Annotated in this window: 14 protein-coding genes and 1 pseudogene; 6 read left to right on the forward strand and 9 right to left on the reverse strand. The window is 50.8% G+C overall.

Going from position 1 to position 16,824, the window contains the following annotated elements; genetic code table 11:
* Positions 1 to 147: 147 nt before the first annotated feature.
* From ACL9RG_RS09225 to ACL9RG_RS09245, 5 genes are all read right to left on the reverse strand, one after another.
* Complete coding sequence (locus tag ACL9RG_RS09225) at positions 148 to 1,458, reverse strand: MFS transporter (RefSeq protein ID WP_422792293.1); 1,311 nt, start codon at positions 1,456 to 1,458, stop codon at positions 148 to 150.
* Positions 1,459 to 1,588: 130 nt separating this feature from the next.
* The gene (locus ACL9RG_RS09230; RefSeq protein ID WP_422792294.1) at positions 1,589 to 2,227 is read right to left on the reverse strand and encodes an N-carbamoylsarcosine amidohydrolase; all 639 of its coding nucleotides are present in this window, start codon (positions 2,225 to 2,227) and stop codon (positions 1,589 to 1,591) included.
* A gap of 9 nt (positions 2,228 to 2,236) precedes the next feature.
* Entirely contained in the window at positions 2,237 to 2,938 is a 702-nt protein-coding gene (locus ACL9RG_RS09235) for a maleate cis-trans isomerase family protein (protein ID WP_422792358.1), read from the reverse strand.
* A 50-nt stretch (positions 2,939 to 2,988) separates the two neighbouring features.
* Positions 2,989 to 3,828: an alpha/beta fold hydrolase gene (locus tag ACL9RG_RS09240; protein ID WP_422792295.1), complete on the reverse strand. Its 840-nt coding sequence runs from the start codon at positions 3,826 to 3,828 to the stop codon at positions 2,989 to 2,991.
* Entirely contained in the window at positions 3,825 to 4,973 is a 1,149-nt protein-coding gene (locus ACL9RG_RS09245; RefSeq protein ID WP_422792296.1) for an FAD-dependent monooxygenase, read from the reverse strand. Before ACL9RG_RS09245 ends, ACL9RG_RS09240 begins: the two co-directional genes overlap by 4 nt.
* 367 nt (positions 4,974 to 5,340) lie before the next feature.
* Here ACL9RG_RS09245 and ACL9RG_RS09250 point away from each other — a divergent pair, with 367 nt between their 5' ends.
* The 5 genes and pseudogenes from ACL9RG_RS09250 to ACL9RG_RS09270 all read left to right on the forward strand — a co-directional run bounded on the left by ACL9RG_RS09250 (position 5,341) and on the right by ACL9RG_RS09270 (position 12,302).
* A complete protein-coding gene (locus ACL9RG_RS09250; RefSeq protein ID WP_422792297.1) occupies positions 5,341 to 6,393 on the forward strand; it encodes a 2,5-dihydroxypyridine 5,6-dioxygenase in 1,053 nt (350 codons plus the stop codon).
* A gap of 104 nt (positions 6,394 to 6,497) precedes the next feature.
* Positions 6,498 to 6,980, forward strand: coding sequence for a MarR family winged helix-turn-helix transcriptional regulator (locus ACL9RG_RS09255; RefSeq protein ID WP_422792298.1), 483 nt, complete (start codon positions 6,498 to 6,500; stop codon positions 6,978 to 6,980).
* A 127-nt stretch (positions 6,981 to 7,107) separates the two neighbouring features.
* A pseudogene (locus ACL9RG_RS09260) lies at positions 7,108 to 7,569 on the forward strand ((2Fe-2S)-binding protein); the annotation flags it as partial.
* Positions 7,570 to 7,705: 136 nt separating this feature from the next.
* On the forward strand, positions 7,706 to 11,290 hold the full coding sequence (locus tag ACL9RG_RS09265) for a molybdopterin cofactor-binding domain-containing protein (protein WP_422792299.1): 3,585 nt from the start codon (positions 7,706 to 7,708) through the stop codon (positions 11,288 to 11,290).
* 37 nt (positions 11,291 to 11,327) lie between these two features.
* The gene (locus tag ACL9RG_RS09270) at positions 11,328 to 12,302 is read left to right on the forward strand and encodes an XdhC family protein (RefSeq protein ID WP_422792300.1); all 975 of its coding nucleotides are present in this window, start codon (positions 11,328 to 11,330) and stop codon (positions 12,300 to 12,302) included.
* A gap of 24 nt (positions 12,303 to 12,326) precedes the next feature.
* Here the strand turns inward: ACL9RG_RS09270 and ACL9RG_RS09275 are convergent, their stop codons facing one another.
* A complete protein-coding gene (locus ACL9RG_RS09275; protein ID WP_422792301.1) occupies positions 12,327 to 12,746 on the reverse strand; it encodes a helix-turn-helix domain-containing protein in 420 nt (139 codons plus the stop codon).
* Positions 12,743 to 13,054 (reverse strand): type II toxin-antitoxin system HigB family toxin, encoded by a 312-nt coding sequence (locus ACL9RG_RS09280; RefSeq protein WP_422792302.1) that lies wholly within the window; start codon positions 13,052 to 13,054, stop codon positions 12,743 to 12,745. Before ACL9RG_RS09280 ends, ACL9RG_RS09275 begins: the two co-directional genes overlap by 4 nt.
* Positions 13,055 to 13,397: 343 nt before the next feature.
* On the opposite strand from ACL9RG_RS09280, the gene ACL9RG_RS09285 reads away from it, so the two are divergent.
* Positions 13,398 to 14,519, forward strand: a complete 1,122-nt coding sequence (locus tag ACL9RG_RS09285) for an alpha/beta fold hydrolase (RefSeq protein WP_422792303.1) — start codon at positions 13,398 to 13,400, stop codon at positions 14,517 to 14,519.
* Positions 14,520 to 14,570: 51 nt separating this feature from the next.
* Here ACL9RG_RS09285 and ACL9RG_RS09290 read toward each other — a convergent pair whose 3' ends face one another.
* Positions 14,571 to 15,263, reverse strand: coding sequence for an amino acid racemase (locus tag ACL9RG_RS09290; protein ID WP_422792304.1), 693 nt, complete (start codon positions 15,261 to 15,263; stop codon positions 14,571 to 14,573).
* Positions 15,264 to 16,034: 771 nt separating this feature from the next.
* Positions 16,035 to 16,577 carry a single-stranded DNA-binding protein SSB1 gene (ssb1, locus tag ACL9RG_RS09295; protein ID WP_422792305.1) on the reverse strand — a complete coding sequence of 181 codons (543 nt, stop codon included), beginning with the start codon at positions 16,575 to 16,577 and terminating at the stop codon, positions 16,035 to 16,037.
* Positions 16,578 to 16,824: the final 247 nt, after the last annotated feature.

Consider the following 16,824-nt stretch of genomic DNA (forward strand, 5'->3'; position numbering starts at 1 on the left):
TTCATAAGGGTAGCGCGCTACCCTTATGGCGGCTTCGGCTGCTATGCCGCATTGAACACTGCATTTGATAAGCCGAAATATTCACCGTTCCAGTTTTAAAAATCCCAACGTTGATTCAAACGTTAATCCTCAACGTTGATTCGAACGTTACCTATTCACTAGCCTGGCTGGCAAAGCCACCACTAACAAGGAACTGAGCAGCAAGCATGCTGCAAAAAACCATAATGCTCCTCCGCTGCTGCCGGTAAAATCCAACGCTAATCCCATAATGGAATTACTCACCAATCCGGCGATATTCGCCACCGAGCACGCCAGTGCAAAACCAGTCGCTGCGGCGGTGCCGCTGAGGAAAGTACCCGGCAAGCTGAAGAATACCGGAACAGCGCCGATAATCGCCGCCTGAGCGATTGAGAAGAGCAGTACCGTAATCATCACGTTGTGTGCGAAGAAGGTGCTGATGCCCATTGCTACGGCACCAATAATAAAGGGCACAATAATATGCCAGCGGCGTTCACGGTGTTTATCTGAGCTGGCACCGATAAATAACATCCCTAATAAGGCCGCCACGCTGGGTATGGCGGTTAATAATCCGATATGCCCAATATCCGTCACGCCGGCATTTTTAATAAATGTCGGCATCCAGAATCCCATGGCATAAGCACACAGCAAAATAGAGAAATCGATACCGCCGAGCATTAATACTTTCAGATTGAAGAAACCGTCGCGGAAACTGTGCTTGCTGCCGGTGGCTTGGGCATTATCGGCGCTTAATTCTTTAGCCAGTTGCGCTTTCTCAACCGGGCTTAGCCATTTGGCCTGCTCGTAACGATTAGGTAAAACCCAGAAGGTTAATACACCTAATAACACGCTTGGTAAGCCTTCTAGCAGGAATAACCACTGCCAGCCGTGTAAACCATGGCGCATATCAAAGTGACCCATAATCCAGCCAGATAGCGGACCACCGATCACACTAGAAAGTGGTAAACCAATCATAAATAAGGAAATAATTCGACTACGGCGATAAGACGGGAACCACAGCGTCAGATAGAATAATACGCCGGGTAAGAAGCCCGCTTCAGCCACGCCGAGGAAAAAGCGGATGACATAAAATTGCATCGGCGTAGTAACAAACATGGTCGCGGCAGAGAGTAATCCCCAGGTAATCATAATCCGCGCGATCCAGATCCTGGCCCCAACGCGCTGCAAAATTAAATTACTTGGCACTTCAAATAATATATATCCCACAAAAAATAGCCCGGCGCCTAGTCCAAAGGCGGCCTCACTCAATTGCAATTGGTTGGCCATCTGCAACTTTGCCAAGCCAATATTAATACGATCCAGATAGGCAGCTAAATAACACAAACATAAAAAGGGGATCAGCTTCCAGGTGATTTTTTTATACAGTGATAGCGAGTCTGCGCTCGCCACTTTGGCATTGCGAGTTAAGTCAATGGACATAAATGTAGCTCTCCAGCGGCGATGTTTTGGCCCTAATTAGGGCTGTGCTTGAATACCTGCCGGTACAAGCCGGCAGGGTTGTTTTTATTTTTTAAACAGCACGTCATGCAGGTGAAAATTCAGCGTATTGCTACGCCTTTAACTGGGAGAAATAATCGATTGCTGCCGATTTATGTACAACATCTCCATATTTACTATCAATATCAAACAGATTGGCTTCATGTGGAGCGCTATGGCGGTCACCCACACATTCTCTGACCACAATCGTGCGGAAGCCGTATTGCACGCCATCTACCGCGCTGGCGCGGATACAACCGCTAGTGGAACAGCCGATTAATACCAAGGTATCAATCCCCTGCGTCACCAGCATTGGGGCCAGAGAGGTACCAAAGAATGCACTGGCATATTGCTTGGTCAGCACAATCTCGCCCGCTATTGGTGCGACCTGCGGACAAAACTCTGCCAGCGGGTTGCCATCGACCATATCTTTCATCACCGGCGCTTTTTTTACCCACATGCCGCCATCGGCAAAACTGCCCGGTGAATAGCGAATGTTGGTATGGATAACCGGAATACCGGCCTGGCGGGCGCTGGCGATTAACTCAACAGATTCCGCTACCGCACTGACCACGCCCGGCGCGAACAATGGCGCGCCTTCCGTGGTATAGCCCTGCATAAAATCAATCACCAATATCGCGGGCTTGCTACCGAAACCAATGCGGTTGCCCCACACGCCCTGATAATTATCCGTTGCGCTCTGTGGTGCCATGCCCACCTCCTAATAAGCGCCAGAAAGCAGTGCGCCAGCGCCGGGGACAATCGGCTCCAGATCGAGTGCTTTCAGCATGGCATACGTGGTGGCAATCGCCGCGGTTAATACCGGCTTACCCGTTTGCGCTTCAACTTTAGCTACCGCCGGTAGTGACGGCATTTGCACACAGGCAGACAGCACAATGGCGTCGACGCCGCTGAGATCTAATCCAGCAACGATTTGCGGCAGATTTTGCGGGTCATGACGAGCGACATCGAGATTGTTAGCAATCTCTAATGCATGCCACACCACCACTTCCACGCCTTCATTTTCGATATATTCGACCACCATTTGCGTTAACGGTTTCATATAAGGCGCGACCAAGGCAATACGCTTAGCGCCTAATACTTTCAGGCCATCTACCAGAGCCCCGGCACTAGAGATAACCGGCGCTGGCGCATTATTTTCGCGGGTTACACCGGCCAGGCGGGTTTGCGATTCGCGGTGATAGCCTAGCCCCATCGACATAATTGCCACCAGACAGGCATAGCCCAACACATCAACTTGCGCGTCAGAAAGCTCCAGCGCACAGCGATCCGATTCTGCATCCATCGCCGCCAGTTCGGCCTTATTTACATGTTTCATCCGCATGCGGCTGGAATGGAAAGTAAAGCGTTCAGGGCGGATTAACTGACGGGCCGCCAACATTGCCGGGATCTCAGTTTCCATCGTAATGTTGGAACTCGGCACGATTTGACCGATACGAAAGGTTTTACTCATTATTTTTCTCCTGCCGGATGTAAGGTTGTGCCCAAGAAATTCCCAAATGCCTGGAAGAAGCCGTCGAAGTCATCCCACGGGATCATATGACCCGCGTTTGGCACATCACTGATATGAATTTCTGGCAACAAGGTGCGAATTTCGCGGCGATCTTCTTCTAAAATAACGCCGCCTTTGCCCGCCACCATCAGTAATGTCGGTGCGGGAAGCTTGGCGAAATCACCATGGATATCGACTTGATGGAAATCATCGAAGGCGCGACGAATCGCCGGTTCATAACAAGTACCGAGCCATTCCGCGCGGAGTTGGCGTTGCTCGAATGTCCAGCTAGGGCAGAAGGCCAGCATGTCTTGTGCATTCATCCCCACCAGCGACTGGCGGATAGAATCGCTATACCACGGCCATTTCCCCGGATATTCACGACGGCCCGGCCCAGACACCGGCGGGTCAATCAGCGACAGACTTAATACACCCTCTGGTCGGCGTACTGCCGCACGCATGATAAAACGTGCACCCATCGAGTGACCGACCAAATGATACTGGCTCAACCCCAAAGCCTCGGCGAAAGCATTGATATCATCAGCACAGGTATCGGTGCCGTAATCTAAACCCTCACCACTTGAAGAGAGGCCGCGACCACGCGCATCCAGAATGTAGGTGTCAAAGTATTGGCCGAAAACCTCCGCGACAAACCCCCAGGTGATCGCCGGGCTGGTAATACCGGGGATCAGCAGTAACACTGGCGCTTGCGTGTCGGAGGCCGGTCCGTAGCGCAAATAGTGCTGGCGGATGCCGTTGGCAGCGACATTCCCGCCGTAGAGAAAGGTTGACTGACTCATGCCGATCTCTCCGATTTGAGATCATGGGCAAACAGGTCGTAGCCATAAACCCAGGCTGGGTCTTCCTGCGTGCGCAAGAAGGTATTGGCATTAGATACCGCCTGAACCTTGGAAGCACGGTCCTTACGGTTGTTTTCATACATGCGGAACGCGGTGGTGTAATCATCCAGGCCGGTTTCGCCCAAACAACGCGCCAGCATCGCTCCGTCTTCGATAGCCATTGCCGCGCCTTGCGCCATATGCGGCTTCATCGGGTGGCACGCGTCGCCCAGCAATACCAGACGCCCTTCGCTCCAGATAGGCAAAGGCTTACGGTTGAGCAACGGCCACTTGGTAACATGTTCACTGCATTCGATCAGCGCTTGCACCGTTGGATGATAGTGGCCAAAAGTGGCATACATCTCATCGCGACTGCTGTCGACAAAACTGCCCTGGAAATCCCAAGCAGGATGCGGCACGCCGCTGACGTAGTAGTACTCATCGCGTTTGCTGGTGGTGTAATACACCATCAAATGGCTGTCTTGCGCCCACCATTTCACGCAATCGTCAAAGGTCAGATTGTATTTGGCTAATTTCTCGGCGCGGATCATCGAACGATGCGCAACCCAACCGCTGTAGGTCGGCGCTTCCGGGCCCAGCAGATGTTCGCGCAGTTTTGAGTTGATGCCATCAGCACCGATAACAATGTCGGCCCGCACTTCGCTGCCATCGGCAAAGGTCAGTTGCACATCGGTGCCGTTATCGTCGATTTTTTGCAGACATTTATTGAAATGCAGAGTACCCGGTTGCAGCGCCGTCAGTTGCAATGCCTGTAAATCCCCACGGTGCACAGTGACATATGACGCGCCATATTCTTTACGGGCAAAATCACCCAGCGGGATGCGCGACAAAAACTCACCGGTCTGCGCATCACGGCTGAACCAGAAATCTGGGTGAGAAGACATCAATTCCAGCGGCTTCTCAATGCCGATTTCACGAAAAATTTTTAGGACATTCGGCCCCATGTGAATACCGGCACCCAGCCGGGAGAAAGAAGGACTTTGCTCATAAATATCTACGTGAAACCCGGCTTTTTGTAACAGGGCGGCGGCGGCGGCACCGCCAAGGCCAGCACCAATTACTGCGATTTTTTTATTACTGCTCATGGGGTTTTCCTCAGTATCCGGCTATCGATTTCGGTTTTCCGCATAACCACTCACGGCTCTAGCCATGTTGATTAATTGCGCAAAATACAATGCACACACTACATATTTCTTAGCAAGATCTTTAGTTAAAGAAATGTTACGCATGTCTAAATATTGACTTTTTATGTGGTATCGATGTTAAACACAGCGTTATTGCTGATTAAAATATGATTTACTTATGGATGAGCGCTATGACTTGCAATCGAAAAGCAATTCACCCTATAAACTAGATATAGCGTACTCACTTTAATTGCGGGCATTTTTTGAACTCGTACTTAAGGTATTCAAAACAAGAATATTTTACCCATCGCACCGAATGGAGAGAGATATGGCCGTTAACGAGAGTCAGTTGGTTCAACTGTTTGAACGCGTACTTAGCCTGTCGAAAGTGGACAGCACACAAAGCGTGGCAATCTTGAAAAGTCACTACTCAGATCCACGCACCGTTCGTGCGGCGACCGAAGCGGCAATCCGTTTAGGGGCCAAGGTTTATGCGGTTGAATTACCATCGTTTAACCACCCGATGGCGATGGGTAACGATATGACGGCTTACTGTGGTGATACCGCTTTAACCGGTAATCACGCGGCACAGCGTGCCTTAGAAGCAGCGGATTTGATTGTCGATACCATGATGTTGCTGCATTCACCCGAACAAGAACAAATCCTCAAAACCGGCACCCGCATCCTGCTAGCGGTCGAACCGCCAGAGGTCTTGGCACGAATGTTGCCTAATGAAGAGGATAAAGCGCGCGTCATGGCGGCGGCGGCGGTGCTGGAAAAAGCCCGTCAGATGAAGGTGACTTCAGCCGCTGGCAGCGATTTTATTGCCCCGCTGGGCCAATATCCGACGGTGACTGAATACGGTTATGCCGATGAGCCGGGCCGCTGGGACCACTGGCCAAGCGGTTTCCTGTTCACTTGGCCGAATGAGGAGCAGGCCGAAGGCGTATTGGTACTGGATGTCGGCGATATCCTGCTGCCGTTTAAATCTTACGCTCGCGAGAAAATTACCTTAGAGATCGAAAAAGGCTTTGTTACCAAGATCCACGGCGGCTTTGAGGCCGAATATCTACGCGAATACATGAAGTATTTCAATGACCCGGAAGTGTATGGCATTTCGCATATCGGCTGGGGGCTACAACCACGCGCGCAGTGGACCGCAATGGGGCTACACGATAAGAACGACGGCATGTGTATGGACGCCCGCGCATTTTACGGCAACTTCTTGTTCTCAACTGGCCCGAATACCGAAGTCGGCGGCACCAGAAAGACCCCTTGCCATATGGATATCGCCCTGCGCAATTGCGAAATCAGCGTTGATGGTCTGGTGGTAGTGAGCGGCGGTGACGTCATCGCCCCGGCAGCTTCCAGAGCGCGCTGAGTCTGGGGCAAGAAAAGCAAAACAGGCGGGAATGACCTGTTGCTGCCGGAACCCCAGAGATGGTCTATTATCTCCGGCAGCCAATTTAATAGGGATGACAAGACATGACAGCGTTTGAGCATAAAACATCGACGGAGCCTGCATCAGAGCAGGAGTATCACTATCTGGATCAGGTCGGTCACCTGCTTCGTAAAGTGTATCAGCGACATGCGGCAATATTTCAGCAAAACGTCGGTCAGTCACAGCTGACGGCGGTGCAGTTTATTACACTCTGCGCAATACGAGATATGGGGCCGAGTTCGCAAACAGAGCTGGTGCAAGTTACCGCAGTCGATCAGGCCACTATCCGTGGCATTGTCGAACGCTTAAAAGCGCGTGAACTGGTGACCTTAAGTCCAGACCCGCACGATAAACGCAAAGTGATTGTCTCCCTGACCACGCTAGGGCGTGAATTAGTCGAGATGACGGTGCCCAACGCCTTAAAGATATCGGAAATGACCTTCGGCAATCTGAACCCGGCCGAACGAGTCGCGTTGTTGTTTTTACTCAACAAAATGCTGGATGACACTCCTGTCCAGTCAGAATAAGGCGCGTTGATATTAACCGCCTGGCGATAACTTACTTGGCGGAGAAAGAGCAATGGCAGTATCTGAAAGTGAGCTATCTTCGCGGATTTCAGTCACAGAAATCAAAGACAGCACCACCATAAAAAAAGTGCCGGAGACCACGTTTACACTTTCCGTCAACGGCATAAAGCAGCAAGTCAGCGTGATGGCCGATACCTCTCTGCTATTGGTATTGCGCAATTATTTGTCACTCAATGGCCCCAAATACGGCTGTGGTTTAGGTGAGTGCGGTGCTTGTACCGTGTTAGTCAACGGCATCGCCGCTCGCGCCTGTGTGATCCCTGCATCTGCGATGGTTAATCGTGAAATCACCACATTAGAAGGCTTGGGTTCTCGCGATAATTTGCACCCGGTACAACAAGCTTTTATCGATAAACAGGCGGCGCAATGTGGCTATTGCCTCAATGGCATGATCATGACCACCGCCGCACTATTAACGCGTAATCCCCATCCTACTGACGCGGAAATCCGCCAGGCACTGTCTGGCAATTTGTGCCGCTGCGGCACTCATATCGAGATACTCAGCGCGGTAAAACACGCCATCGAGCTGTATATCGCCAGTGAGCTATGTATCGCCAAAGAGCAATGTATCGTGGCCGAGCCATGTACTACGTCCAGCCCCCAGCCCCAACCTCATCAACACAACGATAAAAAAACGCGCCTGCGCAATGAGGAAAGTCGTCATCATGAGTGAGCAACATTTACCCACCCCAACCCACAGTGAACTGTTATCACGCAACGGTGTGTTGCTGATTGTCGATGAGATTCAGCCGCCTGCTGGGTTAGTGCCAAAAGGGCAAACGCCCACGCTAAAACCCAAAGAACAAGGGCTGTTTATTGCCATCTGTGATAGCGGCGAGATTTACGCCTTCAACGGTCACGTCGATTTAGGTACCGGCGTCAAAACCTCGCTAGGGCAAATTGTGGCCGAAGAGCTATATCTATCGACCAGTCAGGTACAAATGGTGTTGGGCGATACCCAGCGCACCCCGAATCAAGGGGCCACCATTGCCAGCGCCACGCTACAAATTTCCGCTATTCCACTGCGTAACGCCGCGGCAGAAGCCCGTTGCTGGCTAATGCAACGTGCCGCCGAGCGTTTTGCGGTCAATATCGAGAGTCTGACATTAAAAAATGGCCTGATATCAGATGAGAATGGCCAACAGATAAGCTATGCCGAGCTGGTCAAAGGGCAACACTGTGAGCTGAAAATATCTGGCAATGCGCCGCTCAAGCCGCAGAAGGATTATCAGATTGTCGGCACCAGCTCTCCGCGCGTTGATATTCCAGCTAAAGCTACCGGCGAGCTAACCTATGTGCACGATATGCGCCTGCCCGGCATGTTGCATGGCCGCATGGTGCGCCCGCCTTATGCCGGATATGACAGCGGCAGTTTTGTCGGTAACAGTCTGGTCGGTGTAGATGAAAGTTCTATCGCTCATATCCCCGGCATTGTCGCCGTGGTGGTGATTCAGGACTTTATTGGTATTGTGGCCGAGCGTGAAGAGCAGGCCGAAAAAGCCGCCAAAGAACTCGTCGTTGAGTGGAAAGCCTGGCAAACGCCGCTGCCTGATTTGCAAAACGTCGCCCAGGCGTTGAAGGATAATCCAAGTACCGCACGCGTGGTCCACGATACTGGCCATGTGGACGAAGCGCTGGCGGGTGTAAGCCAACGTTTTACTCGTGAATATCTTTGGCCCTATCAGCTCCACGCTTCTATCGGCCCTTCCTGTGCGCTGGCAGATTACCAGCCGCAATGCCTGCGTGTGTGGTCGGGGACACAGAACCCGCACGTGATGCGTGCCGATCTGGCCTGGCTATTGGAATACCCGGAAGAACAGATAGAAATCAACCGAATGGAAGCAGCAGGCTGTTACGGTCGTAACTGTGCTGATGATGTTGGGGCCGATGCCGCCTTGCTGTCGCGTGCGGTTGGCCGTCCTGTACGAGTGCAACTGACGCGCGCCCAAGAGCATGTGTGGGAACCCAAAGGCACCGCGCAGTTAATGGAAGTTGACGGCGGCATCGATGCCGAAGGACATTTGGCGGTATATGATTTTTCCACCTCGTATCCGTCCAACGGCGCACCAACGCTGGCGCTGCTACTTACCGGTCGAGTCGATGCCACCGCGTTAGCTTATGAAATGGGCGATCGCACTTCGATTCCGCCTTATGAATATCCAGAGATGCGTATCACCATTGAAGATATGGCGCCGATTGTACGCGCGTCATGGATGCGTGGCGTCTCAGCGTTGCCCAATACTTTTGCCCATGAATCCTATATTGATGAGCTTGCTTTTGCCGCCGGTGTCGACCCCGTTGAGTATCGCCTGCGCTATATCAAAGATGAAAGAGCCATCGAGCTGATGCGTTCTACCGCCGAGCGTGCCGGTTGGACACCGAGAACACAGCCAATGCAAACCGAGGCGGAACCGGGCGTATTACGCGGGCGTGGTTTTGCCTACGCGCGTTATATTCACAGTAAATTCCCCGGATTTGGTGCGGCGTGGGCATCGTGGGTAGCGGATGTCGCTATCGATAAAAAGAGCGGTGAAATCGCCGTTACCCGCATTACTGTCGGTCACGATGCTGGCATGATGATCAACCCCGATGGCGTGCGTCATCAGATCCACGGCAATGTGATTCAATCCACCAGCCGGGCGCTGAAAGAACGCGTCACCTTTGAAGAATCCACCGTTTCTAGTCAGGAATGGGGCGCTTACCCGATTCTGACCTTCCCCGAAGTGCCGGACGTCGACGTGGTGATGATGCCACGACCTTATGATCCGCCGTTAGGATCGGGTGAGTCCGCCTCGGTGCCCAGCGCGGCGGCGATTGCCAACGCGGTGTATGATGCAACCGGCATTCGTTTTCGCGAATTACCGATTACCTCCGACAAGCTGCGCGTGGCATTAAACGGCCCGGACGCTCAAGGACCAACCGCTCTCGACGGGCCAAAGCCCAGGGTAAAAACCTCGGCGAAGAAAAAATGGTTTTTTGGCGGCGCGGCGGGCGTGTTCGGCATCGCACTGGGGATGGCGACTAATGCCCTGCCTTGGCGTGCTGAAATCGCGCCTGTCGCGACGCCATCGGCAGGAACCTGGTCTGAAAGCACCTTAGAACGCGGGCGGCAACTTGCCGCCGCGGGCGATTGCGCCGTTTGTCACACCGCCTCCGGTGGGATAAAAAATGCTGGCGGACTGGCAATGGAGACACCGTTTGGCACGCTCTATTCCACCAATATCACGCCAGATAAAGAGACTGGCATTGGTAACTGGTCGTTCACCGCTTTTGACCGGGCAATGCGACAAGGGATCAGCCGCGATGGTCATCATCTCTATCCGGCGTTTCCTTACACCTCATTTAGAAAGATGACCGATGCCGATATGCAGGCACTGTATGCCTATATGATGTCGCAACCGGCGGTTAAGCAGCCAACCCCGGCGAACGCTATGCGTTTCCCGTTTAACTTCCGCCCGCTGATGGCCGGTTGGAACGCGCTATTTTTAGGTACCGGTGCCTACCAGAACGACCCACAACAAAGTGAAGCCTGGAACCGCGGGGCTTATCTGGTGAACGGCCTGGGGCACTGCGGCGCCTGTCATACGCCAAGAAATATTTTAGGTGCGGAGAAAACCGGAGTTAATGCTTTCCTTGCGGGTGGCACTGTCGACGGCTGGGAAGCCCCTGCGCTCAACGGCCTGTCCAGTTCACCCAAACCCTGGACCGAACAGCAGTTGTTTGAATATTTACGTACCGGTTATTCGAGTGAGCACGGCGTTGCCGCAGGCCCAATGGGGCCGGTAGTCAGCGAGCTAGCCACCTTGCCAGAATCCGACGTGCGGGCGATTTCGACCTATCTGGCTTCACTCAATCCTGAAACTGCCAACGCCGCGCCAGAGCCGATTCCTCAGCCAGCAGCGACTTTCTCGGCTCGCGCCGGAGAGCAGCTATTTAAGGGCGCATGTCAGGCGTGCCACACCGCCGCCAGCGGCGGGCCTCAGCTGTTTGGCGTCAGCCCTGAGATGGCAAATAACACCAGCGTATTTAGCAGCCAGCCGGATAATCTGATCAGGGTGATCCTCAACGGTATTCCGCAACCTGCGACAGCAGATTTAGGCTATATGCCAGGCTTTGCCGCCAGCCTTTCCGATAAACAAGTAGCGGAATTGGCGACATATTTACGCCAGACCTACGCACCGGGTAAACCGGCATGGGAAAATCTGGCAGAAAAAGTGGCGCATATTCGTGCCCATCCGGGCACTCATTAATAGAAAACGGGCGATATTGATAAGGGGGAAAGTGTCTATGCAATCTTTGGATTATCGCGTTATCGCTCAAGCCCTCGCCTGGCTGCAAAACAGCAGCCCGGTGTGGTTATGTACCGTATTACATACTTACGGTTCCTCCCCTCGCTCTCCCGGTTCGTTGCTGGCTGCCACGGCGCAAGGCGAATTTATCGGTTCACTTTCCGGCGGCTGTATTGAAGAAGACTTTCTGGCGCGTATTGCACTGGGAGAGTTTTGCCAAGCCAGTCAAGTGGTGCGCTATGGCAAAGGTGGACGGGAAACTGCCATTGAATTGCCCTGCGGCGGCACATTGGATGTGTTGATCGAATATCTGCCACAGGCCGCATCCACCTTAGATTATCTCAGCCAACTGCTACGGGCGCTAAAAGGCGAAGTGCGGCTGCTAAAATCGCTGCTATTGCCGCAAGCCGCCATGTTAGAAACCTGCCCGGCTCGCCATATGACCGCGGCAATCCGTTATCAACAACAGGAAATCATGCTACCCATTGGCAGCGTGCCAACGTTACTGATCGCCGGGTATTCAGCCGTTGCGCATGATTGCATCAAGCTGGCCGAAATGTTGGGTTTTGAAGTGGTGATCTGTGAACACCGAGAAGAACAACAACGGCAGTTACAACAGGATTTCAGCGACCTATCGCCTTATCTGGTCATTAGCCAGCATCCGGCGCTGTATCTGGAAAAATACGGTGCATCCAGCTCCACCGCCATCGTGTCATTAACCCACGACCCAAGAATCGACGACCTGACGCTGAGCGAAGCGGTTACCACCGAAGCATTCTATATCGGCGCAATGGGTTCACAGGCCAACAGCCTCCAGCGCCGTGAACGTTTACAGCGCATCAGCGAACTCACCACTGACGACCTCGACCGTATCCACGCCCCGATTGGCCTGCCGATCGGCAGCAAAACGCCGGCAGAAATTGCACTGTCAATATTGGCGGATATTGTTAGGTGTAAGAATAGCGGGGTGTAGCCAAGGAAAGGAAGTCTCTCCTATTTAGATAAACACATCTGGCCTGACATTAAAGCGTTCTGCCAACGCTTTAATATGGCTAATGGTCAACGCGCGCTTCCCAGAGAATATTTGGCTAATCAGTGACTTCGAGCCTATCTCTGTTTTCAAATCCGCATATGAAAGACCATGTTGGTCCATCAATACGCGCAAAGCGGCAACACCGCGAGGCATTTCATCTACCGCGGTATTGAATGCCGCAAAACGTTGATTGCTCTCTTCATATTCAGAGATTTTTGCCGCCAGAAAATCAATTAGCGGGTTTTCATCATCATTCTCGATCAGGTAATCAACCATAGCGAGCGCATCGTTGTACGCCTTCTCGGAAGTGCTCCCCCCTAAGAAGGGAACCGCCTCCACCAGCATTTTTGTCGCTTCAATCGCTTTCAGAGGTTCCGCAATCATTCTTTCGTCTCCCGATAATACTTGGTTAATTTGTCGTACTCACGGTGAGTAGCGATGTGTTTGACGTAGAGGCGTTTATTTAGAAAATTAATATAGGCAATCATACGCAGGTTGTGTCCACCGATATCAATCACCCACCACTTGTCTCGATACTTAAAATTATCGAGGCTAGGAAAATACTCCCGCAGCATTGCAGGACTTGTAAAATCCTTTTCTTTTAATTGCTTATATGTCGCAATAATCGCATCCGCATCATTTGGGAAATCACGTGTTGCTTTCTCAAATGGTTCCCTGGAAATCACATGCATCACAATCCCCTGTGTTTACATTATGTAAATAACATAGCGGAATAGCTTTTAGTTTACAATATGTAAACTTCCGATATTGATGTTAATTCACTGACTCATGAAGCCTAGAGTTGATGGGAAAATGTTAGATATAGGAAATAACCAAATGATCCCTCGATAGATCAAAATGTAAAACCCCCGTTATTTGCAACAACACCCGTCATCGACTATCTATTACCTTAACTTAAAAAGTTACAGTCTCTTTTCGCAGCAAGCGCCAACGACATCATCAATGATGATAAATCTTATAATGAATGGAGCGAGTCCGTTGAATCCTAAAAAAATACTCACTCAGGCGGGAACAATGTTACTGCTCCTTTCCTCTCTGATACTGATACCAGTGACTGCCTCCGCAGCCCCAACGGATATTCGTTCAGGCAAGGTGAGCAGCAAGACGCTATTACCGCCGGAACATGGGCTGTCGGAAGCGTCTGAACAGTACCTGATAAAATATGAATCTATCAGCGGTGTTGATGGCAAAACGTCACGGCAAGATACTGCCGCAGTTTTCCTGCCAAAGGGAAAGGCCCCAAAAAATGGTTGGCCGGTTGTGGTGTGGACACATGGCACAATAGGTGTCGCGACGGACTGCGCGCCCTCGCTTAATCCTCGAACTGAAAGGGATAAACAGTACCTTAATACTTGGTTATCTCTCGGTTTTGCCGTCGTGTCACCAGACTATGCGGGCCTGGGCTCCGATGGACTACATCATTATATGGATGCTAAAGCCGAAGCTTGGAGTGTGCTAGACAGTGCTCGAGCTGCTCTGACTGCTTTCCCACTGAGAAACCAGCTGGTACTCGTCGGTCAGTCTCAGGGGGCGCATGCCGCTTTTGCTAGCGCCGGATATCAACCAAGCTATGCTCCGCAGCTTAATGTCGTGGCAACTGTCTTAACTGGAACCCCATATTTTGACGAAACCACAACAGCTGAACAAATTCTCGGTCAAAGTAGCCCGGATAAACCAGACCCTAAAATGTCTTATATTTTTTATATATACCTCTCGGCTGCCGATACAAACCCAAGCCTGAAAGCAGAGGATTATTTTTTGGATAAAGCCCTGCCTATCCTAAAAATGGCTAACACACTGTGCATCACACCACTCACTAAAGAAGTCTATAGTCACAACTTGAACCCGACCAATAGCCTAAAACCCGCTATTGATAAATTGCTCAATACACAAATGGTCACAATGCAGTATCCAACGCTGCACATTGCACATCCGGTATTTATTGGTATCGGCGATAGTGATATCAACGTGCCAACATCAATGCAGCAGCGCTTTGCAGCAGCGGTTAAAGCAGCAGGTACCGATGTTGAGGTCCGGGAATATGAGGGTCTTGATCATTCAGGTACGGTCAATCCATCTCTGCGGGACTCTGTTCCTTTCCTATTAAAAGTGATGGAGGGTGCTGAAACGAAGTAAGCATTTCAGCGTCATCGCGGCGAATATGCTGCAATGACGCTAACCACATCCCTAGCTCAACATAAAATCTACCGCGGCTTGTGCATGTATTGCAGTGGTATCAAATACCGGAAGTGCGCTGGCTTCTACCGGCACCAAAAGGCCGATTTCCGTGCAGCCAAAAATCACCGCTTCGGCTCCAGCATCTTTAAGGCTACTGATAATTTGCAGATAAATATCGCGGGATTGTCCCGAGATTATCCCCACACATAGCTCTTCGAAAATGATCCGGTGGACCGCTTTTCTTTGCTGCTCATCTGGAATGATCGTGTCGATGGAGAACTGCTCACGCAGTCTGCCACGATAAAAATCCTGCTCCATGGTATAAGCCGTACCCAGCAAGGCAACCCTCTGATATCCAGACTGCTGAATCACCTTTCCGGTCGCTTCAGCGATATGTAAAAAGGGCACAGAACACGCCTTTTCAATATGCTCAGCCACTTTATGCATCGTGTTGGTGCAAAGCACAATGCCTTCGGCACCGGCATCTTGTAGCCCTTTGGCCGCTTTCGCGAGCACCGCTCCCGCTTTATCCCATTGGCCTTGAACCTGATATTCCTCAATCCTCTGAAAATCTACGCTGTGCAATAACAACTCAGCAGAGTGCAGCCCGCCCAAGCGCTGCTTAACGCCTTCGTTAATCGAACGGTAATAAGGGATCGTCGACTCCCAACTCATGCCGCCCAATAGGCCAATCATTTTCATGGTTTCATCCTGCTACATAACAAGTGGTCAAGTGAGGAACATAGTATTGGCTTCAAGATAGAACCTCTCAGTTCCTACCTGAATCGCTGCGGACTACTCTATGCCCTTGCCAAAGATTCGATCAAGAGAAGCATTTTTTCCTCACAATCACGAAAACTAGAAATGATGTAACTGCAGATGACAAATAATACTTCCACGCTAAAAAATTATTAATAGAAATCAATATACCATCTGTACTGACTAGCTCTTCCACGTTGCCTTTAAAGAAAAATACGAAAATCCATAACAGACAAAAACTGACTATTAGAAATAAAAAATGAAATAGCATCTCTTTTTTAAAAGAAACAACAAGAATAGACCTAAACACGAAGAATGAAACGACAATATAAATCAAATAGAATATTGACGATAATAATGGCTTTGCGAGAAATTCTCTATAGCTATTGATGGCGACCTGTACACCATCAAAATACATACTCAAAAGCACACTATAAGAGAAATATCCCAGAATGGCATAAATGATAAGTAAAAAAGGCAGGGTATATATTTTTTTCATTTTGATGCGCCTGTAATAAGCTCAATTAAAATCAATTTATTTAATTCTTACTTAGTCATGTAACTGCTATCTAGCCATCGCTTTGATCATCTTTTTAAAGATAGGTCTTTTTTATTTTTTAATCTAAGTTTCAAACTTAAAAATACAGCATAAAAAAGGCCCTGATTAACAGGGCCTATCGTAACCACTTTTGCTCCTGACTTCTTGAGCAGGGCTTAGAACGGAATGTCGTCGTCAAAGTCCATTGGTGGTTCGTTGCTGCTTTGTGCTGGCGCGCTGTTCTGTGCCGCTGGGCGAGATTGTTGACCGCCGCTGAACTGGTTGCCGCCTTGTGGTTGCTGAGGTTGACCCCAACCGCCTTGCTGACCGCCAGAAGCCTGACCGCCGCCTGCTGGAGCGCCACCACCTTGACGGCCACCGAGCATCTGCATGGTGCCGCCAACGTTAACCACGATTTCGGTGGTGTATTTTTCTACGCCAGCCTGATCGGTCCATTTACGGGTTTGCAGTGCGCCTTCGATATAAACCTGAGAGCCTTTACGCAGGTATTCGCCTGCCACTTCCGCCAGCTTGCCGAACAGCACAACACGGTGCCATTCCGTTTTTTCTTTCTGCTCGCCGGTAGCCTTGTCACGCCAGCTTTCAGAGGTAGCCAGGGTGATATTAGCTACGGCACCGCCGTTAGGCATATAGCGGACTTCGGGATCCTGACCCAGATTCCCGACCAGAATCACTTTGTTTACGCCTCTGCTGGCCATGTCGACTCTCCTGATGAGTTAATTTTTACAGTCTAAACGAATAATTTTAGCACGCCATCGCCAGAGTTAATACCTGCGATATAGATTCAGAGCAAGATGAAACGGTAGCCTGATTTGCAAGCGAATACTGGATATCCATTCAGCTTTTTTTATGGCATACTTATCCGTTTCGTACTTTCTGTGCCCAAGATTTCTATGCAATTAGCATGGTGACAGCGATGCACGCCCACGCATCACAGACTGTCTC

This window comes from Rouxiella sp. Mn2063 (assembly GCF_049319665.1).
Lineage (GTDB): Bacteria > Pseudomonadota > Gammaproteobacteria > Enterobacterales > Enterobacteriaceae > JBMOUD01.